The organism is Caulobacter sp. DWR1-3-2b1 (assembly GCF_049895765.1).
Classification (GTDB): domain Bacteria; phylum Pseudomonadota; class Alphaproteobacteria; order Caulobacterales; family Caulobacteraceae; genus Caulobacter.
Genome location: NZ_JAFCSZ010000016.1, coordinates 1 through 20018 on the forward strand (window position 1 = coordinate 1; position 20018 = coordinate 20018).

General features: G+C 66.1%; 16 protein-coding genes. 13 read left to right on the forward strand and 3 right to left on the reverse strand.

Going from position 1 to position 20018, the window contains the following annotated elements; all coding sequences use genetic code 11:
• Positions 1–584: 584 nt before the first annotated feature.
• Complete coding sequence (locus ACP69S_RS14215) at positions 585–1016, forward strand: RrF2 family transcriptional regulator (protein ID WP_425998254.1); 432 nt, start codon at positions 585–587, stop codon at positions 1014–1016.
• Positions 1017–1030: 14 nt separating this feature from the next.
• On the opposite strand, the gene kdsA is transcribed toward ACP69S_RS14215, so the two are convergent.
• The 3 genes from kdsA to ACP69S_RS14230 form a co-directional block, all read right to left on the reverse strand.
• Positions 1031–1885, reverse strand: coding sequence for a 3-deoxy-8-phosphooctulonate synthase (gene kdsA, locus ACP69S_RS14220; protein WP_425998256.1), 855 nt, complete (start codon positions 1883–1885; stop codon positions 1031–1033).
• A 79-nt stretch (positions 1886–1964) separates the two neighbouring features.
• Positions 1965–2396 carry a CBS domain-containing protein gene (locus ACP69S_RS14225; RefSeq protein ID WP_425998258.1) on the reverse strand — a complete coding sequence of 144 codons (432 nt, stop codon included), beginning with the start codon at positions 2394–2396 and terminating at the stop codon, positions 1965–1967.
• Positions 2397–2455: 59 nt separating this feature from the next.
• Positions 2456–3115, reverse strand: a complete 660-nt coding sequence (locus ACP69S_RS14230; RefSeq protein WP_425998260.1) for a rhomboid family intramembrane serine protease — start codon at positions 3113–3115, stop codon at positions 2456–2458.
• A 150-nt stretch (positions 3116–3265) separates the two neighbouring features.
• On the opposite strand from ACP69S_RS14230, the gene hfaA reads away from it, so the two are divergent.
• From hfaA to ACP69S_RS14290, 12 genes are all read left to right on the forward strand, one after another.
• The gene (gene hfaA / locus ACP69S_RS14235) at positions 3266–3712 is read left to right on the forward strand and encodes a holdfast anchoring protein HfaA (protein WP_425998262.1); all 447 of its coding nucleotides are present in this window, start codon (positions 3266–3268) and stop codon (positions 3710–3712) included.
• The gene (gene hfaB, locus ACP69S_RS14240) at positions 3702–4718 is read left to right on the forward strand and encodes a holdfast anchoring protein HfaB (protein WP_425998264.1); all 1017 of its coding nucleotides are present in this window, start codon (positions 3702–3704) and stop codon (positions 4716–4718) included. The genes hfaA and hfaB overlap by 11 nt, the downstream gene beginning before the upstream one ends.
• Positions 4696–5877: a holdfast anchor protein HfaD gene (gene hfaD / locus ACP69S_RS14245; RefSeq protein ID WP_425998265.1), complete on the forward strand. Its 1182-nt coding sequence runs from the start codon at positions 4696–4698 to the stop codon at positions 5875–5877. Before hfaB ends, hfaD begins: the two co-directional genes overlap by 23 nt.
• 148 nt (positions 5878–6025) lie before the next feature.
• Positions 6026–7849 carry an ABC-F family ATP-binding cassette domain-containing protein gene (locus tag ACP69S_RS14250; RefSeq protein ID WP_425998267.1) on the forward strand — a complete coding sequence of 608 codons (1824 nt, stop codon included), beginning with the start codon at positions 6026–6028 and terminating at the stop codon, positions 7847–7849.
• 131 nt (positions 7850–7980) lie between these two features.
• Positions 7981–10050 carry an ATP-binding protein gene (locus ACP69S_RS14255; RefSeq protein WP_425998269.1) on the forward strand — a complete coding sequence of 690 codons (2070 nt, stop codon included), beginning with the start codon at positions 7981–7983 and terminating at the stop codon, positions 10048–10050.
• 259 nt (positions 10051–10309) lie between these two features.
• Positions 10310–12382, forward strand: a complete 2073-nt coding sequence (locus tag ACP69S_RS14260; protein WP_425998271.1) for an MASE1 domain-containing protein — start codon at positions 10310–10312, stop codon at positions 12380–12382.
• A gap of 71 nt (positions 12383–12453) precedes the next feature.
• Complete coding sequence (locus tag ACP69S_RS14265; protein ID WP_425998273.1) at positions 12454–13440, forward strand: ABC transporter substrate-binding protein; 987 nt, start codon at positions 12454–12456, stop codon at positions 13438–13440.
• A complete protein-coding gene (locus tag ACP69S_RS14270) occupies positions 13437–14189 on the forward strand; it encodes an ABC transporter ATP-binding protein (RefSeq protein ID WP_425998275.1) in 753 nt (250 codons plus the stop codon). The genes ACP69S_RS14265 and ACP69S_RS14270 overlap by 4 nt, the downstream gene beginning before the upstream one ends.
• On the forward strand, positions 14186–14953 hold the full coding sequence (locus tag ACP69S_RS14275) for an ABC transporter permease (protein WP_425998277.1): 768 nt from the start codon (positions 14186–14188) through the stop codon (positions 14951–14953). Before ACP69S_RS14270 ends, ACP69S_RS14275 begins: the two co-directional genes overlap by 4 nt.
• 58 nt (positions 14954–15011) lie before the next feature.
• Positions 15012–15770: a hypothetical protein gene (locus tag ACP69S_RS14280; protein ID WP_425998279.1), complete on the forward strand. Its 759-nt coding sequence runs from the start codon at positions 15012–15014 to the stop codon at positions 15768–15770.
• Positions 15770–16855, forward strand: a complete 1086-nt coding sequence (locus ACP69S_RS14285) for a DUF2336 domain-containing protein (RefSeq protein WP_425998281.1) — start codon at positions 15770–15772, stop codon at positions 16853–16855. The genes ACP69S_RS14280 and ACP69S_RS14285 overlap by 1 nt, the downstream gene beginning before the upstream one ends.
• 203 nt (positions 16856–17058) lie before the next feature.
• The gene (locus ACP69S_RS14290; RefSeq protein WP_425998283.1) at positions 17059–19959 is read left to right on the forward strand and encodes a M16 family metallopeptidase; all 2901 of its coding nucleotides are present in this window, start codon (positions 17059–17061) and stop codon (positions 19957–19959) included.
• Positions 19960–20018: the final 59 nt, after the last annotated feature.

A 20018-nucleotide genomic window follows, 5' to 3' on the forward strand; every position in this document is an offset into this window, starting at 1 on the left:
CTCGAATGCAGTGTCAAATCGTTTTTCGCAAAACCATCCGACTTTCTCAACTTGGCCAACCCGAAGGCAAACCCGGAAGAGCTGGCAGCTTCTAGAGAAGCTACCAAATCCAGTCAAGCTATTATTTTGAAGAACTCTTCCAAATAACGACCGGCTAGACTTTGGAAATACTTGGAAGTTCTCGCGAACATCTTTTGTATTTCTCAAGGAGGGCGGCTTCTAACGAAACCAAAACTCCCTGTCAACCGACCCTCCCAAACTTCTTCTCCAGTTCGGCAAGGCCGCTTCCGAAGACAAAGACGGAGCCGAAAGCACGCCCGAAGGCGCACTTGTCATTTCCGTGACGGTTCGATTGAAGCCGCGGAAACTATCGACCCGCCGAACAAAAAGCAAGACCCGAAAGCCATGATTTCGTCCCAGCGGCGCTGTTTCCGAAGCGAGGGGCGGCTTCTAGAGACCCCTCCCCGGAGTCGCAAGCGTTGAATCGGTGAAATATCCCCAGACGCGCCATTCCCCTGTGCACGGATGCTTGCGCCTCGCCTTCTCCTCCCCCAGAAGTCGGGATTAGAGGAGTACGACCATCCATGCTGTCCCAGAAGGCGCGCTACGCACTGCGCGCAATGATCGAACTGGCCCGCGAAGACGGGCAGGTCACGGCCGGCGAGCTTTCGGTTCGGGCCGACGCTCCGCGCAAGTTTCTGGAGGCCATCCTTCTCACCCTCGCGCGCGAGGGTCTGGTGGTCAGCCGTCGAGGCAAGTTTGGCGGCTATCTTCTGGGCCGTGTAGCGACCGAGATCAGCTTCGCCGAGATCATTCGCCTGGTTGACGGCCCCCTTGCTCTGGCCCCCTGCGTCAGCCGCACGGCCTTCCGGCGCTGCGAAGATTGCCGCGACCTGGCCACCTGCGCCCTGCGCGAGGCGCTCTTGAGGGCCCGCGACGCCACGGCCCAGGTGCTTGAAGGCTACAGCCTAGCCGACGCCGTCGCCGGCGAAGGCGCCGAACTGCTGGGGGGCTAGCGCCCTCCTATCCTTTATAAGGCTTGCACGGCCTGATGCACGCTCTTGAGCGTCGCCAGCAGACTCGCCGCGCTGTCGAGCGGCAAGCAACTTGGCCCATCGCAGAGCGCCCCGTCGGGATCGGGGTGGAATTCCAGGAACACGCCGTCCGCGCCCGCCGCCACCGCCGCCTTGGCGATGATCGGCACGCCATCTCGCCGGCCGCCGGTCGAGCCGCCGTTGGTGCGAGGGTCGGCTCCCGGCAATTGCACGGCATGGGTGGCGTCAATGGTAACCGGCGCGCCCAGTCGCTGCATCTCGGCTATGCCCAGCATGTCGACAACCAGATTATTGAAGCCGAACGAGCTGCCGCGCTCGCACAATACGATATCGACGCCCGGCGCGGCTTCGCGCGCTTTGTCGATGATGTTCCGGCAGTCCCATGGCGCGAGAAACTGCGCCTTCTTGATGTGCAGACAACCACCGGCGGCCAGGGTGGCTCGCGCCGTGGCGACAACGAGGTCTGTCTGGCGGCACAAGAAGGCGGGGATCTGCACCAGGTCGGCAACGGCGGCGACCGGCCCGGCCTGGTCGATCTCGTGCACATCGGTGGCGATGGGCACATTCAGCTGTCGCTTGACCTCGGCGAGCATTGCCAGGCCGTCCTTCAGGCCCGGCCCGCGATAGCTTCTAATCGACGAACGGTTGGCCTTGTCGAAGCTCGCTTTGAAAACGAACGGCAGGCCAAGGTCGGCGGTGATTGCCTTGAGCTCTCGACCGACCTTGAGCGCCAGTTCGAGATTCTCGAGCACATTGAGGCCGGCGATAACAACAAGAGGCTGACCAGCGCCGATCGACAGCTTCCAGCGTTGAAGATGAACGACGGCCATGGACGTACTCCGGGATCGAGGTCGAGCCGGTGCATCCGCCGACCACGCCTCTTAACTAAACGGCCGCGTCGCGGCGCGCTTAGCCCGCCGCTATATACGCCTTGAGCCCGTCGGCCTCGGCCTGGGCTTCGTTGATCTTGTACTTCACCAGGTCGCCGATGGAGATGATCCCGGCCAGACGTCCGTCGCGCACCACAGGAAGGTGACGGATGCGGCGATCGGTCATCCGCTCCAGCAGGATGTCGATAGACTCTTCGGGATGGGCGAAGATCACCTCGGCGCTCATGCAGGCGGTGATCGGCTTGTTCAGGGCGCTAGCGCCCTCCTTGGCGATCACCCGTACGATGTCGCGTTCCGACAGGATGCCGACGATGGCTTCGTCGCCGTCCACCACAACCATGGCGCCCACCTTGCGGGCATGAAGCAGGGCCGCAGCGGCGCCCACCGTCTCCTGAGGGGAGGCCGTGAACACCAGATCGCCCTTGTCCTTCAGGATCTGTGAAACCAGCACTGCGCATCTCCCTTGTTTCGGTCTTGTTACAACTAGGGTCTCGCAAAGCGGACCGGGGATCAATGGGTCTCGGAACGCGGGGTAAGCCAAGCGGCGGGAGAAATGAGCAACGCGCCGGCGGCGAAGCCGAACAGATGCGCTTCCCAGGCCACCGCTCCGGTCAGGCCGGGGAACCCGCCCAACGCCGCCATAACGAGATTGATGACCAGCCAGCCCAGCGCCAGCGACATGGCGCGGGGCGCGAACAGGCCGCTCAGCTGCCCGGGTCGATCCAGCAGACGCGCCGCGCCGCCCATCAAGCCCGCCACCGCGCCCGAGGCGCCGACGACCAAGCTGGTCGATTGCGGGTGAATGGCGGCGTAGCCCAGCCCCGCCAGCACGCCGCACACCATATAGAAGAGAACGAACAGGCTCCCGCCCCTCGCCCCGAGCCCCAGCAGGCGCGCGACCGGCGCGCCGAAGGCCAGGGCGAAGGCGGCGTTCATCAGGGTGTGGATCCACCCGCTATGGACAAAGAGCGAAGTGACCAGCCCCAGCGCGTCGCCGCTCCAAACCCGCACAGGCTCCAAGGCCAGTCGATAGATCGTCTCGTCACTGGCCCAGCCCAGCACAAGGTTCGAGATCACGATGCTGGCGGCCGCCAGCACGGCGGGCCACGGCGCATTGAACATCGGTTCGGGGCGGTCGTCGCGATGGTCTAGGGGGGGATCGGGGGTCATCACACTCTTACTTAGGTCGTCGGCGCGCGATTCAGAGTCGCACCCTCACCCGCTTAACCATTTTGCGAGACCTTGGCGCTAGACCAGAAACTGTACGAATTTGGCACGAGGGTTGCTTGCACCTTCGCGTCGGCAGTCGCGGAGGCTCTCATGGCCTGGCAGATCAAGAACAGCATCGGGTTCGGCGCGGGCTTCACCGCCGCCGTCGTTGGCCTTGGCGCGCTCGGCGCGGCCGGAGCCCAGACGATGTCCAGCAACTCGGCCGCCTTCAACGCCGGCTATGGCCGTCTCGCCGGCCAGGAAAGCCGCATGGTCGAATATTCGACCCGCGACGCCAACGGCAACCGTGTCGTCGTCGACGGTGTGATGCTGACCGGCGCTGACCAGAGCGTCTATTCGTCGAGCAACTCCTCGGGTTCGCTGGATTCCTATTCGGGTGTCGGCGGTCGCGGCTACAGCAGCTCGACGGCGATCGGCAACAATCTGACGGTCATCACCCAAGGCAACAACAATACGGTGATCGTCAACTCGACCCAGACCAACACCGGCAACATATCGGCGGGCTCGTCGGTCAAGGGCGGGCCCGATGCCAAGTAAGCGTTTCTCACTTATCGTTACGGCCCTGGCCTGCAGCGCCCTGACGGCCTGCGGAACCAGCATACCCAAGGTGTCGATGGAGGGTAACTACGCCAAGCCCATCGGCACGGCGCCGGTCACGGCCAACCCCACCGACTATTCGGCGGCCCTGGTCTGCCTGAACCAGTACGCCAAGCAAAACCGCATCGCCGCGCCGCGCGTCGCGATCGGCCGCATCGCCGACTATACCGGCAAGGAAGAGTCCGACGGCTCGGGCCGGAAGGTCACCCAGGGCGCTTCGCTTCTGGCCATGACGGCCTTCGCCAAGGCCGGCATGCCGATGGTCGAGCGCTTTGACACCTCGGTGTCGGAGTTCGAGCTCAAATATTCCAATAACAAGCTGATCAGTGATCGTCCCGCTGCGGGCGCCGATGTGCCCGCGGACTATCGCCGCATCCTGGCCGGCCAGGTGCCGGGCTCGGACTTCTATGTGGTCGGCGGCATCACCGAGCTTAACTACAACATCCGCTCGGCGGGCATCGACGCCTATGTCGGCGACAAGGACACCGACGGCCTGAAGGGCAACTTCAAGCGCCGGGTGTTCGTGATGAACATCGCCCTGGACCTGCGCCTGGTGAACACCCGCACGCTCGAGGTGGTCGACGTCGTCGCCTACCAGAAGCAGGTCGTTGGCCGCGAGATCAGCCTGGGCGTCTTCGACTTCCTCAATGGCAACCTGTTCGACATCTCGGGTGGCAAGGGCGCGCTTGAGCCGATCCAGCTGGCGGTCCGCGCGCTGATCGAGCGCTCGGTCGTCGAGTTCAGCGCCAATCTCTATGGCATGCCCGGCCCGCAAGGCTGCATGCGCTACGACCCGATGGGCGACTCCACCGTCGGACAGACGGGCGCCTTCGTGCCGGCCTACAACAATCTGGGAACCAACAATGCGCAGACCCGCGAAGACCCGTCTCGCTGGAACGCTCGCAGCGATCCCGATATGCGCGATGCTAAGCGGGGTCGCTACTAGCCAGACCGCGCCCAGCACGGTTCTGAACAACCAGATCAATCTTGGCGACATCTTCGCCGAGCAGACCCTGAACGTCGAGACCGTCACCGACGGTTTCAGCGCCAGCACCATCGCGCCGGCCAACAGCGCCCTGATCTCGGTGCAGAACACCGACGCCTCGATGACCTCGAACCAGGAAAACTCCGGCCAGGTCCTGGCGCACGGGGTGGTCAATGTCGGGACCAATGGCGGCAATAACAGCAACTTCACGACTACGGCGGTCGGCAATGCCGGCACGGCAGCGGCCGACAACGGCACGCTGACAGGCCGGACGACCCAGTTGAACACCGGACCGGTCACGGCCCGTAGCCAGTTGGAAGCTCACGAAGCCGAGTTGAACGACGTGTCGATGAGCACGCTGGCCCAGGGCAACAGCCAGGGCCTGACGATGATCAATGGCGCGATGGGCATGCGCGTCAGCCAGGGCAATACGGCCAATGTCCTGGCCGATGGTGGCTCGATTGCCGGCTCGATCACCGGCACGGCCTCGGTCGCCGGCACGGCGACCGGCAACAACATCAGCCTGTCGGGAACCGAGCAGTCGGCGGCCCGGGTTATCACCGAGCAATCCAATGCCGGCATCACCCAGGCCAGCAAGTTCACGGCCTATGGCTCCAGCTATCTGACCAGCACCGTGGCGTCGGCCAGCGGCAATAATCTGTCGGCGACCAATGAAGGCCCGCTCCTGGACGTGACGTCCAGCCAGTACAACACCGCCTATGTGCGCGGGCAGGCCGAGGCGACCTCATACCAGTTCAGCGCGGCTCAGGTCGGCGCCCACGGCGTCGGCAATTCCGCCCTGGTCGGCACCTATGGCCCAGAGGTCGTGCTCGACAACGTCCAGACCAATTCGGGTGGCGGCGTCGAGGCGTTGGCCAGCTTCGAGGGCAATGACGGCTATGACGCCGTGGTCTCGTCCACGGCCATGGGCAATGCGGTCACTGGATATGCCTGCTCGCAGTGCAGCGGCCAGATGACGATCAAGAACAACCAGGTCAACAGCGCCGAGGTCGGCGCTCGCACCACCACCATCGCCGGCTCAGCCCGCACGGTAAGCGGCATAACCACCGCCACGGGAAACAACGCCAGCTTCTATGTGAGCTCGCCCAGCGGCAACTGACAGGGTTCGTGGCGAGGCGGGCGGTCGGCCAGGGCCTTTGACAGGACCGTCTCCGGCCCTCGGCCGGATTTTGGCGTTCCTTCGCGGCTATCCCTGATATAGGCCGCATCCTTCGCTATATTCCGACGCCCCCAAGTACGAGCATCTTATGGCTTCCCCTGCCCGCGCGCCTATTCTCGCCCTCAAGGACGTCCGCCTGGCCGACGGCGCCAAGCCCTTGTTCGACGGTGTCGACCTGGCGCTGGAGCCGCGCGTCCGCGCCTGTCTGGTCGGTCGCAACGGCGCGGGCAAGAGCACCCTGCTGAAGATCCTGGCCGCCCAAGGCGCCGAGCCCGACAGCGGCGAGCGGGCCGTGCAACCGGGCGCCAAGATCGTGTTCGTCAGCCAGGAGCCTGAGGTCACCGGCGCCACTCTGCTGGACTACTGCACCGCTGGCGGCGCTCAGGACTACGAAGCCCAGGCCACCCTCGCCGATTTCGGCCTGGATCCGGAAAAAGGCACCGAAGGCCTTTCCGGCGGCGAAAAACGTCGCGCGGCCCTGGCCCGCGCCTTTGCCGAGCAGCCCGACGTGCTGCTGCTGGACGAGCCGACCAACCACCTGGACATCTTCGCTATCCAGACGCTGGAAGAGGAACTGGCCGGCTCCAAGTGCGCCGCCCTGATCGTCAGCCACGACCGCGCCTTCCTCAATCGCGTCACCCAGCGCACCTTCTGGCTCGAGCACCGCAAGGTGCGCCGCCTGGACAAGGGCTTTCTTGAGTTTGAAACCTGGAGCGAGGCGGTGATGGCCGCCGACGCAGACGAGGCCCGCCGCCTGAACAAGGCCCTTGAGCGCGAGAACGCCTGGCTGGCGCGCGGCGTCCAGGGACGCCGGGCCCGCAACGAGGGCCGCCGCCGCGCCCTGATGGATCTTCGCGCCGAGAAGAAGGACCGCCAGAGCGACATGCGCGGCAGCATCTATATGGCCGTCGAAGCCGCGGCGACCTCGGGCAAGAAGGTCGCCGAGGCCAAGAACGTCACCAAGAAGTTCGGCGACCGCGTGATCGTGCAGGACTTCTCGACCCGCATCCTGCGCGGCGATCGCGTGGCTTTGGTGGGTCCCAACGGCGCCGGCAAGACCACTTTGGTCAAGCTGCTGCTGGGCGAGTTGGCGGTCGATTCCGGCACGGTCACGCTCGGGACCAACCTGGAAATCTCCTATGTCGATCAGGCCCGCATGGCCCTGTCGGACAAGATCACCGTCTGGGACTTCCTGACCCCCGGCGGCGGCGACTCCATCCTGGTGCGCGGCCTGCCCAAGCACGTGGCCGGTTACGCCAAGGACTTCCTGTTCACGGAGGCCCAGCTGCGCCAACCGGTCACCAGCCTGTCGGGGGGAGAGCGCAATCGCCTGCTGCTGGCCCGGGCTCTCGCCACGCCCACCAATCTGATGGTGCTCGACGAGCCCACCAACGACCTGGACATGGACACGCTGGACCTGCTGGAGGACCTGCTGGCCGACTTCGAGGGCACGCTGATCCTGGTCAGCCACGATCGCGACTTCATCGACCGTCTGGCGACCTCGACCATCGCCATGAATGGCCATGGCCAGGTGATCGAAACCCCTGGCGGCTGGAGCGACCTGATCGACCAAAGCCCCGACTTCTTCAAGGGCGCGCGCGGCGCCGGCGGCGGCGACTTCGCCACGGGGGCGGCCAAGGCCGTTCCCGTCGCGCCAGCCGCGCCCAAGAAAACCGTCAAGCTGTCCTACAAGGATCAGCGGCGTCTTGAGGAGTGCGAAGCCCTGGTCGCGGCCAGCCCCAAGATCATCGGTGACCTGGAGGCCAAGCTGGCCGACCCCAACTTCTATGCGCGCGATCCAGCCGGTTTCGACACGATAATGAAGGCGACCAATAAGGCGCGCATCGACCTCGCCAAGGCCGAAGAGGACTGGATGGCCCTGGAAGAAAAGCGCGAGGGGCTCGCCAACTAAGGAAAAACGCGACGAAATGTCGCAGCTTATGGGCGTCGCGCTCGTCTTAACCTCTTGTCGGTGTTTTCGTCCAGCCTTAGGGAGCGGGTTCGGGCATTGGGATGATAGCAACGCGGGGAGCGACCCGATCGGTGGCGATCGATGATCGAAGACAGACCTGGCTGCTAGCCGGTCTGTGCGCGACCTATGTCGTCAGCTTCCTTTTCAGCGATCTTCTCACCCGCGGCGCCAATGGCATGCCGGCGCTTTGGCCCATGAACGCCATTGTCGCTGCAGGCCTGTTGCACCTGACGCCCGGCCGCCGCGCCGTGCTCTGGGCGGTCTGCCTGGTGACTGGTCTGACTATCCATCGCCTGGCCGGCGATCCCTGGGCGCTGATAGCAATCTACACAGGCTGCGACGCCGTCGAAACGATCATAGCCGCGCGCATTGCGCGCCGCGTGACGCGCGGTCGAGGCCAACTGCGCGGCGTGGGCCAGGCCCTGGTGCTGGTCGCGGCCGTGCTGCCGCTTACGACCTTGACAGCCGCCGTCGGGTCGCTGCTGTCGGCCGTGATCTTGGGGCGGGAGTTCTGGAGCTTCTTCGGCGATTGGTTCTTCTGCACTTCGCTGGGCATGGCCATCGCATTGCCCGCCACCTTGGTCATCCTTGATCCCGAGCGCTCATCGGCTCTTCGCCGGAAATCGGCGCTCGTGCAGACTGGCCTCTATGCGCTTATCGGAGCCCTGACGGCCGTCGCATTTTCCGGCGTGACCAGTCCCATGCCGTTCCTGATCTTTCCGGCGGCGATGCTTGCAGCCTTCCAGCTTGGGCCTAAAGGCGCGGCCTGGAGCGCCGTGATCGTCGCCGCCGTGGCCGCCCCGCTGACTGTGGCAGGCCTTGGCCCCACCACGATCAACCCGACCTGGAGCGAGCCTGATCGCATCCGCATGGTACAAGCCTTTGTAACCACGTTATTTTTTACCTGTCTGGCGGCGGCCTTGTCTCTGTACAAGGAAGACAGGCTCAAGCAATTGATGGCGCGTCGCCACGCCGTAGCCCGCGCAGCCCGCGCCCGGGCCCAGGAAGCCAATCAGGCCAAGACCGATTTTCTGGCCACCATGAGCCACGAGATCCGCACACCCCTCAACAGCATCCTGGGCTTTTCCAGCCTGCTGGCCGACACCGAGGCCCTCTCCGACGCCGGACGGCGCAAGCTGGACCTGATCGCCCAGGCCGGCGACTCACTGGTGACTATCGTCAATGACGTGCTGGACTTCTCGCGTATCGAGGCGGGCCAGATCGCCCTGGACGCCGGCCCCACCTCGCCTGCGACGTTGCTGCGCGACGCTGCGGCGATCATCGCGCCCGACGTCGCCGCCAAAGGCTTGACCTGCACTGTCGTGGTCGACCCACGGGTCGATGGCCCGTTATATGAGCTGGACGCCAGCCGGCTGCGTCAAGTGTTGCTCAACCTGCTCAACAATGCGGTGAAGTTCACGCCGTCGGGCAACATCGCCGCTTGCCTGAATGTCGAGATGCGCGGCGACGACGCCCAGCTCGTCTTCGAGATTTCCGATACCGGCATCGGCATAGCGCCGAACCTGCAGGACCGACTGTTTCAGCGCTTTTCCCAAGCCGACGGCTCGATCAGGCGCAGATTTGGCGGCGCCGGACTTGGTCTGGCGATCTGCAAGGCTTTGGTCTCCCTGATGGGCGGCGAGATCAACCTGCAAAGTGTGGCGGGCGAAGGCTCGACGTTCCGCGTGCGTCTGCCGGCCAAGCTGGCCGAGGCGCCGACCATGGAGCCAGAGACCGAAGTGGTTTCAAACGTCCCCGTCGCCCGAATTCTTCTGGTCGATGACCATCCAATGAACCGCGAACTTGGCAAGGCGCTTCTGGTGTTGGCGGGCTGCGCTGTCGAGACGGCCGAAGACGGCGACGAGGCGGTGCGCATCGCAGCCGACGGGGGCTTCGACCTGATCCTGATGGACATCCACATGCCGCGCATGGACGGCCTCGCCGCCAGTCGGGCCATACTCGCCTTGCCAGGACGCGCGGGATCGACGCCGATCATCGCTCTCAGCGCCGACGTCATGCCCGAGCAGATCGAGCGATGCCGCCGCGCCGGCATGGTCGACCACCTGGCCAAACCAATAGATCGCGAAGCGCTCTATGCCGTCGTCAATCGCTGGCTTGCGCCCGACCCGCTGGCGGCCTGATCGCGACGACGCCGCCAACCGAAAGGCGACACTCAAGAACGCGTCAACGCCCGGGCGGGCTGCATTCGGACGTCACGTTGCTTGAAGCGCCTCTCCATCTCAGGCATTGTCGCGCGCCCGCCACAGTACAGGTGCGACGGACCCAAGTTAGGCATCAGTTGAAAGCGCGCCGCTTCTGCGACAAAGCGCCACAGCAACAAAATTACGCGGCGCCCTCCCTCAGTCACGAGCGTATTGATCCTGGGGGACGAGCTGAAGAATGCGACATCATCTGGCACAGCACGAGCAACGGCGGCAGAACACTCTGCTTCTGAGCTTGGCTGTCGCCATCGTCGCCAGCTTCGCCTTCAGCGATTTCCTGACCCGCACTCCGCTTGGTATCGCCACCTTCTGGCCGGCCAACGCCCTGCTGGCCGTGGGCCTGATGGTCCTGAACCCGCCGCGACGCATCGCCCTGGTCGGGGTGAGCATCGTCTTTCACCTGATGATCGACTTCCTGGTCGGCGACCACGTCGGCAAGGCGCTGCTCTACACCAGTGTCGATATCCTTCAAGCCTTCGCCGTCTGGCTTGTGGCCAAGCGATTCTGGGGCGGAACCCCGCGCGTGCGCACCATGCGGCAGCTGGCGCTGCTGGCGGCTCTGGCCGTGCCGATCACCTTCGCGTCGGCCCTGATCTGCGCCAGTTTCCTGGCCCTCGGCTATGGCATGCCATTCTTGGACTCGCTCTGGGAGTGGTTCATGTGCGGCGCGCTCGGCATGGCCGTGGTGCTGCCTGCGGTTCTGGTGCTGATCGACGCCGAGCATCGCCGGTCCTTCCATCGCTCCCTGATCGAACGCATCACGTTGCTGGCCTCGGTGGCGCTGCTGACCGTCGCCTGTTTTCATCCGGAGGGCATCGGGACGCCGTTCATGATCTATCCGCTGGCCATGCTGGCCTCGTTCCGGCTGGGCGCGCGCGGCGCGGCGCAGGTCTCGTTGATCGTCGCCTGCGTGGCCGTGCCGTTCATGGTTCAGGGAACCCAATCGGCATTTCAGCTGGAGTGGGGCGCCGCAGACGAGACCCGGCTGATCCAGGTCTTCGTGACCCTGCTGTTCGGCACCAGCCTGGCCGCCGGGCTTGCCCTGGCGCAGCAGGAACGCCTGAAACGCCTGCTGTTGCGCCGCGAGCAACTGACTCGCGCCGCCCGGGGCCGCGCCATGGCCGCCACCGAGGCCAAGACCGAGTTCCTGGCCACGATGAGCCACGAGATCCGTACGCCGCTGAACAGCGTGCTGGGCTTTGCTCAACTGCTCGCCGCGCGCAACGATCTGCCGCCCGACGCTCGCCGGCAGGTGAACCTGATCGACTCGGCCGGCGGCGCCCTGCTGACGGTGGTCAACGACATCCTCGACTTCTCACGCGTCGAGGCCGGACAGGTCGAGTTGGCGCTCCAGCCGACCTCGGCGGCGACGTTGCTGCGCGACACAGCCGCCATCATGGCGCCCGAAGCACGGGCCAAGGGGCTAATACTCAATGTCGAGGTCATCGATCCGATCGAAGCCCTGCATGATCTGGATGAGGTCCGCCTGCGTCAGGTGCTGCTCAACCTGCTCAACAACGCCGTCAAATTCACCGAGGCCGGACGGATCGACACGCGGCTGATCGTCGAACCCGGCGACCACGAGGACCGGCTGAGGTTCGAGATCGCCGACACAGGCGCCGGCATCGCCGTAGACAGGCAGACCCTGCTGTTCCAGCGCTTCTCCCAGGTCGACAGCTCGGCCAGTCGCACCTATGGCGGCGCCGGCCTGGGCCTGGCGATCAGCCGTGCGCTGGTCGAATTGATGGGCGGTAAGATCGGCGTCGACAGCGTGCCCGGCCGCGGCTCGTGCTTCTGGATAGAGGTCGCCGCGCCGGTCGCCGAACCCTTGGCCGTCACCGAGCAGCGGGCTCCCGTCGCGCCCAGCGCCGCGCGCATCCTGCTGGTCGACGACCATCCGATGAACCGCGAGATCGGGGTCGCCCTGCTGGTCCTGGCCGGCTGCAAGGTCGATATCGCCGAGAACGGCCAGCAGGCCGTCGATGCGGCCGCAGTCGGCGAATACGACATGATCCTGATGGATATCCACATGCCGCTGATGGACGGCCTGGCCGCCACCCGCGCCATTCGCGCCCTGCCCTCGCCCGCCAGCAAGGTCCCGATCATCGCCATGAGCGCCGACGCCCTGCCCCAGCAGGTCGAGCGCTGCTACGCCGCTGGCATGGTCGATCATATCGCCAAGCCGATCCAGCGTGAGGTGCTCTACGCCAAGGTCGAGCGCTGGCTCACAGCGCCCACACGCATCGACTGAACGAACCCTGTTCGCTCTTGGAAGATACGCCCTCGCCGCCTAACCTAGCGCGACGTGTTCGGAGGGGATTCATGGGTTTCCATCGCTTGGCCGTGCTCGCCCTGTGCGCGCTCGTCGCCGCCTGTTCGCCTGCAGGGAAAGAACCCGCTGACGCCCCCGGCCGCACGGCGATGAAGCTGGCCACGGATTGGCGCGCCCAGGCCGAACTCGGCGGCTACTATCAGGCCCTGGCCACCGGCGAATACGCCAGACGCGGCCTGGACGTGATCTTGATCCAGGGCGGTCCCGGCGTAAACGTGCCGCAACTGCTGGCCACAGGCGCGGTGGATGTGGGGGTCGGCTCCAACAGCTTCATCGTCATGAACCTCGCCAAGGAAAAGGTCCCGGTGAAGGCCGTGGCCGCCTTCATGGACAAGGACCCGCAGGTCCTGATCGCCCACCCGGGCCAGGGGATCAATTCAATTGCCGACATGAAAGGCCGCCCGATCCTGCTGTCGGACGCCTCCATCACCGCCTTCTGGGTGTGGCTGAAGGCCAAGTACGGCTTCACCGACGACCAGGTGCGCAAGTACAATTACAGCGCCGCGCCCTTCCTGGCCGACAAGCGCATCGTCCAGCAGGGCTACGCCACCAGCGAGCCATACCTCATCGAGAAGGAAAGCAAGATAAAGCCGGCGGTCTTCCTGCTAGCCGACAGCGGTTATCCCGCCTACGCCTCCGTGGCCCTGGTTCCAGACAGCCTGATCGCCAGGAACCCGGCGGCCGTTCAGGCCTTCGTGGACGCCACGGCGGCGGGCTGGAAATCCTACCTCTATGGCGACGCCAAGCCGGGCGATGCGGCGATCCTCAAGGACAATCCGGAAATGACCCAGGACGTCCTCGATCAGGCTCGCGAAAAGATGCGCTCCTACAGCATCGTCCCCAAGGACGGCGTCGGCCAGATGACCGGGGCTCGCTGGGCCGAGTTCTTCAAGGTCGCCTCCGATCAGGGCGTCTATCCCAAGGAGATGGATTACAAGAGCGCCTATTCGCTGCAGTTCCTGCCCAAGGGCCAATGACCCCGACCATCGCCGCCCTCTCGGCTGTCGAAGTCGATTATCCCCGACGCGGGCGCGCCTTGGGGCCTGTCGATCTCGATCTGAAAGCCGGCGAGATCGTCGCCCTGGTCGGACCGTCCGGCTGCGGCAAGTCCACTGCCCTGCGCCTGCTGGCCGGGCTTGAACAACCCACCCGGGGAAGCGTGACCCGCGCTGCGGGCAAGGGCGAAACCGCCGTGGTCTTCCAGGCCCCGACCCTGGCCCCATGGCTCACAGCCCAGGCCAATGTCGCCCTGCCGCTGGTGTTGGCGGGCGAGCGCCGGGCCATCGCTCTGGCCAACGCAGCCCATGCCCTGGCCAAGGTGGGCCTTGACGACGCCCTGACCGCGCGGCCCGCCCAGCTATCGGGCGGCATGGCCATGCGCGTCTCGCTGGCCCGCGCGTTGGTCACCCGCCCGCGCCTGCTGCTGCTCGACGAGCCCTTCGCGGCGCTCGACGAGATCACCCGCCGCGCCCTGGCCGATGATGTCCTGACCTTGGCGGCGGAGCTTTCGCCCGCCATGATCTTCGTCACCCACAATGTCGAGGAGGCCGTCTACATGGCCGGCCGCGTCGTCGTCATGACTCCGGGGCCCGGTCGTATCGCGGGAGAGGTCGTTGTAGACGGCCCGTTGATCCGCCCCGCCGGCTTCCGCACCGCAGAGAGCTTCCGCCAGGCGGTCGAGACGGTGTCGGGCCTGCTGGCCCAAGCCGGAGCCCGCGCCGCGTGAGGACGCTTTCGGCATTCCTTTCGCCGCTGGTACTGATCGCCGTGCTGCTGGCCGGCTGGGAGTTCGCCTGCGCGCGCCTGGCCGTGCCGACCTACCTGCTGCCGCCGCCCAGTTCGATCTGGACGGCCCTGATCGAAGGCTGGCCGCTGTTGCTGGCCTCGGCCTGGGGCACGCTGTCGACGGCCTTGCTGGCCCTGGTCATCGCCAGCCTGCTGGCCTGCGCTCTGGCGCTGACCGTCAGCCTCAACACCCTGCTGGAGGATGCCGTTCGGCCCATCGCCGTTACCCTGCAGGTCACGCCCCTGGTCGCCATCGCGCCCCTCGTGACGATCTGGGCCGGCATCGATCATCCCGAGCGCGCCGTGATTGGCCTCGCCGCCCTGGTTGCGTTCTTCCCGATCTTCTCAGGCGCGCTGGCCGGCCTGAAGTCGGTGGACCCGGATCTGGCGCGCCTGTTTGACCTCTATGGCGCGACGCCGGCCCAGCGCCTGTGGCGGCTGCGCCTGCCCTCGGCCGTCCCCGCCCTGCTGGAAGGTCACAAGGTGGCATCGGGCCTGGCCGTGATTGGCGCCGTGGTGGCGGAGTTCGTGGCCGGATCTGGCGGCGCTCAAGGCCTCGCCTGGCGGATTCTCGAGGCCTATAATCGGCTCCAGACGGCTCGAGTATTTGCTGCCCTGCTGACCCTGGCGCTACTGGGTGTGGCGCTGCACGCCCTGATGGAACTGGCCGAACGTCGACTCCTCGCCATTTGGCGCGGGCGTTAGGTCAAGATTAAGCGGCGCGAGCTATGCTTGAAGCTCGGAGTCCTCCGGCAGGCCGCCTATGCGCACCATGGTTCTCATCGCCGCCCTCGTTTGCGTCGCGTCCGCCGCGCGCGCCGAAGAGGCGCGCGAGAACCGCTACGGCCCACGCCCCAGCCGCCAGACCGGAGCCCTGAGCCCCGCTTCGGTCTACGCCGGCCCGATCCTCGGATGGGCCGGCAAGCAGGAACCCGCCGCCGCGCCTCGCACCCAGACGCCTCAGCCGGTCTCTGAGCCGTGGCGTCAGCCTTATGTCGCGCCGCAAGCCCGTCAGCCCATGGCTCCCTCGCAGGCGCAGGCGCCGATGTCCGAACCCTGGCGCAATCTGGGAGCGCGGCCGCAGACCGCGACGCCCGCGCCCGTCGCCCAAGGCCAGCCGCCGATGTCGGAGCCCTGGCGAAACCTCGGCGCGAAACGGCAAGCTTCCGCCCCCATCCCGGCCGCAAGCCAAGAGATCGAGCCTCCGACACAAGTCGTTCGCCAACCGATCCCGCCCGCGCAAGCCCAGACCGCGCTCGCGACCATGGCCTCTTATGCGCCGCCGCCCCAGGCCATGGCCCCGAGCATGGCCCGCACCTACTCGGTGGGCCGCCAGTACGGCCTGCAACCCGACGCCCTGCCTCCGCTTCAGCCCAACGGCATGGTGTTCATCGCCCCCTCCGAGGAAGCTCCCCGCCTGAAGGACGACGAACCGCGCCACGGCTCGGCCGAGTGGCTGGCGGCCGGCGCGCGCGGCGACGAGGACGGCGACCGCGACGACGGCAAGGACAGTTCTCGCTGATGCAGTCCAAGCTTCACGACCTGATAGCCCTGGCCGACGAGCCGTCGAGCAGCAAGCGCCGCGAACTGCTGCGCGGCGTCACCGACATGTTCTTCACCGGCGACAATCACGACCCGGTCGAGATGGGTTTGTTCGACGACATCATGGGTCAGCTGGCCGGTGAGATGGAAGAGGCGGTCAAGGTCGAACTCGCCGAACGCATGAGCCAGGCGCCCACCGCGCCCCGCGGCCTCAGCCGGTCCCTTGCTCTGGACAGTATCACCATCGCCCAGCCGATCCTGCGAGGATCGAGCCTCTCGGACGAAGACCTGCTGGAAGTGGCCCGCACGCGCGGCCAGGATCATCTTCGCGCCATCTCGCAGCGCGCCAGCGTGCCCAGCGCCGTGTCGGACGCCATCATCCAGCGCGGCGACGACGACACCTTGGGTGTCCTGCTCCGCAACGAGGGCGCGGTGCTGTCGCGCGAAGCCCACGAAGCCGTCGTCGACCGGGCAGCCGCCAATCCGGCCCTGCACGAAGCGGTCGTCGACCGCCATAGCCTGCCTGTCGATCTGCTCAACGAAATGTACTTCATGGTCGAGGCCCGGCTTCGCGACCGGATCATGGAAAAAAACGCCAACGTCGATCCCGCCACGCTGGAAGCCGCATTGAACGCAGGCCGCAAGCGCGTGGCAGAGCAGGACGGCGCCCTCCCCGCCGACCTGACCCAGGCCGAGCACGAGTTCCACGCCATCAGGGCCAGGGGCGGCGCCACGCCCCAGGCCCTCGCGAGCATGCTGCGCTCTAAAAGAACCACCCTGTTCCTGGTCGCCTTGGCCGACATGGCCGACATCGACTTCCACACGGCCCGCAAGATCCTGGAGCGCCGCGAGCTGGACGCCCTGGCCTTGGTCTGCAAGGCGGCCGATTTCGATCGCGCCCTGTTCCTGACCTTCGCCCTGCTGATCCTGGATCCGTCTGATGACGTGATGGGCAAGGCCAAGGCCTATAGCGAGCTTTACGTCGCCTTGCCCCGAGACTCGGCGCTGCGGACCATCCGCTTCTGGCGTCTGCGCCGCCAGACCGGCGACGTCGCCGCCGCCTGATCGCGGCATTCGCTAGAGCGTGGCAGCCGAAAGTGTAAGCGGTTTCGGCGCTTGCCACGCTCTAACTGTTTGATTTGGAGCCTTTTAGACGCCTCAAATAAATTAATGTGAGGCTAAAGGCTCTACGCGCTGCCCGCCTTGCTTGCGCCTTCACGGGCGCTCAAGGTGCGGCTTCGAAAAGCTCACCCAACCCCAGGCTTTCTATGATTCGCGCTTCGCGCTTGATGCTCCTGGCCGCCGCGGGCCTGTCCCTCGCCGCCTGCTCGGCCCTGCCCAAGCTGTCCCTGCCGTCTATCCCTGGTAGCGAGTCTATCGCTGCTCCGGCCCAGCCTGCTGGCCCGACCCTGGCGTCGCTGAAGCCCGGCCAATGGGCGCACGAGGTTTCGGACGTCGCGCCAGACCCGCGTGTGCGTTTCGGCGTCCTGCCCAGCGGCATGCGCTACGCCCTGATGAAGAACGCCACGCCGCCCCAACAGGCCGCCCTGCGCCTGTGGTTCGACACCGGCTCGATGATGGAAGCCGACGATCAGCAGGGGTTGGCCCACTTCCTCGAGCACATGGCCTTCAATGGCAGCAAGAACGTGCCCGAAGGCGAGATGATCAAGATCCTGGAGCGCCATGGGCTGGCGTTCGGGGCCGACACCAACGCCTCCACCGGGCTGGACGAGACGATCTACCAGCTCGACCTGCCCAAGACCGACGACGCTACGGTCGACACCTCGCTGATGCTCCTGCGCGAGGCGGCCGGCGAACTGACCATCGCGGCCGAGGCCGTCGATCGGGAGCGCGGCGTGGTGTTGTCGGAGGAACGCACCCGCGACAGCCCCGGCTATCGCGTAGCCATCAAGTCGATGGACTTCCAGATGGAAGGCCAGCTGCCGCCCAAGCGCATTCCCATCGGCAAGACCGAGGTGCTGAAGACCGCGCCAGCCCAGCGCCTGCGTGACTATTACGAGGCCTATTATCGTCCCGAACGGGCGGTGCTGGTGGCAGTCGGCGACTTCGACCTCAACGCCATGGAGGCCAAGATCAAGGCCCGCTTCGGCGACTGGACCGCCAAGGGCGCGGCCGGCGCCAATCCCGATGTCGGCAAGCTGGCCCGGCGCGGCGAAACCGCCAAGGTAATCGTCGAGCCCGGCGCGGCCTTAGCGGTGCAGCTGTCCTGGGCCGGAACGCCCGATGGCCTGATCGAAACCAAGGCCACCGACCTTCGCGATACCCTGAAGAACCTGGGCTTCGCGGTGCTGAACCGGCGCATGCAGGCCCTGAGCCGCGCCGCCGATCCGCCCTTCATCGCCGGCGGCGCCTTCACCGGCGACCAGTATGGCGCGGTGCGCATGACCACGCTCGGCGCAACGGCCCAGCCCGGTCGCTGGCGCGAGGCCCTGGCGGCCCTGGATCAGGAACAACGGCGCGTCGTGCAGTTCGGCGTGCGTCAGGATGAGCTGGATCGCGAGATCGCTAGCATGCGCGCATCCCTGGTCGCGGCCGTCTCGGGCGAGGCCACCCAGCGCACCACCGCCCTGGCCGGCGGCATCGTCGGGACCCTGGGCGACGGCGAAACCGTCACCAGCCCCAGCCAAAACCTCGCGGGCTTCGACGAGATCGTGAAAGGCCTTACCGCCGACCGCGTCAGCGCAACGCTGAAGACGGCCTTCGCCGGCCAGGGTCCGCTGATCCTGATTCCGTCCCCGAGCAATATCGAGGGTGGCGAGAAAACGGTGCTGGCCGCCTATGCCGACGCCCGCAAGGTCGCGGTGCTGGTGCCGGCCGCGCCCGGCGTCACAGCCTGGCCCTATGCCAGCTTTGGACCCATCGGCAAGGTCGCCGAGCAGAAGGACGTCGCCGATCTCGACACGGTTTTCGTGCGCTTCGAGAACGGGGTGCGCCTGACGGTCAAGCCGACCAAGTTCCGCGACGATCAGGTGCTGATCAAAGCGCGCATCGGCCATGGCCTGCTGAACCTGCCCTCGGGCGCCCAGAGCCCCCTGTGGTCTAGCTCGGCCTTCATCGAAGGCGGCCTCAAGCAGATCAGCGCCCAGGACATGGAGCGGGTGCTGAACGGCAAGATCTGGAACGCCGCCCTCGGTGTCGAGGATGACGCCTTTACCCTGAGCGGCCGCACACGCCCGGAGGATGTCGGTACGGAGCTGCAGGTTCTGGCGGGCTTTGCGATGGAGCCCGGCTGGCGGCCGGAGGCCTTCTCGCGGATCAAGACCTATTACGGCACCATCCACGACCAGCTGGAAACCACCACAGGCGGTGTGATCGGACGCGACCTCAGCGGCCTGCTGCACAATGGCGACAAGCGCTGGACCTTCCCGTCCCGCGCGGACATCGCAGCCGCCTCGCTGGACAGCTTGAAGGCCGTGGTCACCGATCCGCTCGGCAAGGGTGAGATCGAGGTGGTCGTGGTCGGCGACATCACCGTCGACAAGGCCGTCGCGGCCGTGGCCGAAACCTTTGGAGCACTGCCGCCCCGCCCGGGTGTCGCCGCCCCGGTCGCCGCGCGTCAGGTTCCCTTCCCCGCGCCCTCCAGGACGCCGGTGGTGCTGACCCACAAGGGCCGCGCCGACCAGGCCCAGCTGTTCATGACCTGGCGAACCGACGACCTGTTCTCCGACCTGCAGCGTTCGCGCGACACCTCGGTCCTGGCCCAAGTGATGCAGTTGCGACTGACAGACGAACTGCGCGAAAAGCAGGGTGCCACCTATTCTCCCTCGGCCGGGGCCACCCACAGCGTGGTCTTCACCGACTGGGGCTATCTGTCGGTCAGCGTCGAGGTGCCGCCCGAGCAGTTGGACGCCGTCGCCGCCTCGATCCGCCAGATCGCCGCCGACCTGCGCGACAAGCCCGTCACGGCCGACGAGCTGGACCGCGCCAAGAAGCCGCGTATCGACCAGATCGAAAAGTCGCGGGTCACCAACGAGTACTGGCTGGGCAATCTGTCAGGCGCCCAGACCGATCCGCGCATCCTGGACTCCACCCGCTCGGTGATCGCCGGTCTGGAGCGGGTCAAGGCCGCCGACGTCCAGAAGGCCGCCCGCACCTTCCTGGGCGACGACAAGTCCTGGAGCGTGCTGGTCAAGCCGGAAGGCGAGTAGATACGAAAGGGCCCTCCCGTCGGCGACGGGAGGGCCCAATTCTTCGCCGAAGGAAACGG

Excerpts from the sequence above, each read along its gene's own strand:
- ACP69S_RS14280 (WP_425998279.1), top strand. The coding sequence starts at position 15,012 with ATGCGCACCATGGTTCTCATCGCCGCCCTCGTTTGCGTCGCGTCCGCC.
- ACP69S_RS14285 (WP_425998281.1), top strand. The coding sequence starts at position 15,770 with ATGCAGTCCAAGCTTCACGACCTGATAGCCCTGGCCGACGAGCCGTCG.
- hfaA (WP_425998262.1), top strand. The coding sequence starts at position 3,266 with ATGGCCTGGCAGATCAAGAACAGCATCGGGTTCGGCGCGGGCTTCACC.
- ACP69S_RS14250 (WP_425998267.1), top strand. The coding sequence starts at position 6,026 with ATGGCTTCCCCTGCCCGCGCGCCTATTCTCGCCCTCAAGGACGTCCGC.
- hfaD (WP_425998265.1), top strand. The coding sequence starts at position 4,696 with ATGCTAAGCGGGGTCGCTACTAGCCAGACCGCGCCCAGCACGGTTCTG.
- ACP69S_RS14230 (WP_425998260.1), bottom strand. The coding sequence starts at position 3,115 with ATGACCCCCGATCCCCCCCTAGACCATCGCGACGACCGCCCCGAACCG.
- ACP69S_RS14265 (WP_425998273.1), top strand. The coding sequence starts at position 12,454 with ATGGGTTTCCATCGCTTGGCCGTGCTCGCCCTGTGCGCGCTCGTCGCC.
- hfaB (WP_425998264.1), top strand. The coding sequence starts at position 3,702 with ATGCCAAGTAAGCGTTTCTCACTTATCGTTACGGCCCTGGCCTGCAGC.
- ACP69S_RS14260 (WP_425998271.1), top strand. The coding sequence starts at position 10,310 with ATGCGACATCATCTGGCACAGCACGAGCAACGGCGGCAGAACACTCTG.
- ACP69S_RS14290 (WP_425998283.1), top strand. The coding sequence starts at position 17,059 with ATGATTCGCGCTTCGCGCTTGATGCTCCTGGCCGCCGCGGGCCTGTCC.
- ACP69S_RS14270 (WP_425998275.1), top strand. The coding sequence starts at position 13,437 with ATGACCCCGACCATCGCCGCCCTCTCGGCTGTCGAAGTCGATTATCCC.
- ACP69S_RS14215 (WP_425998254.1), top strand. The coding sequence starts at position 585 with ATGCTGTCCCAGAAGGCGCGCTACGCACTGCGCGCAATGATCGAACTG.
- kdsA (WP_425998256.1), bottom strand. The coding sequence starts at position 1,885 with ATGGCCGTCGTTCATCTTCAACGCTGGAAGCTGTCGATCGGCGCTGGT.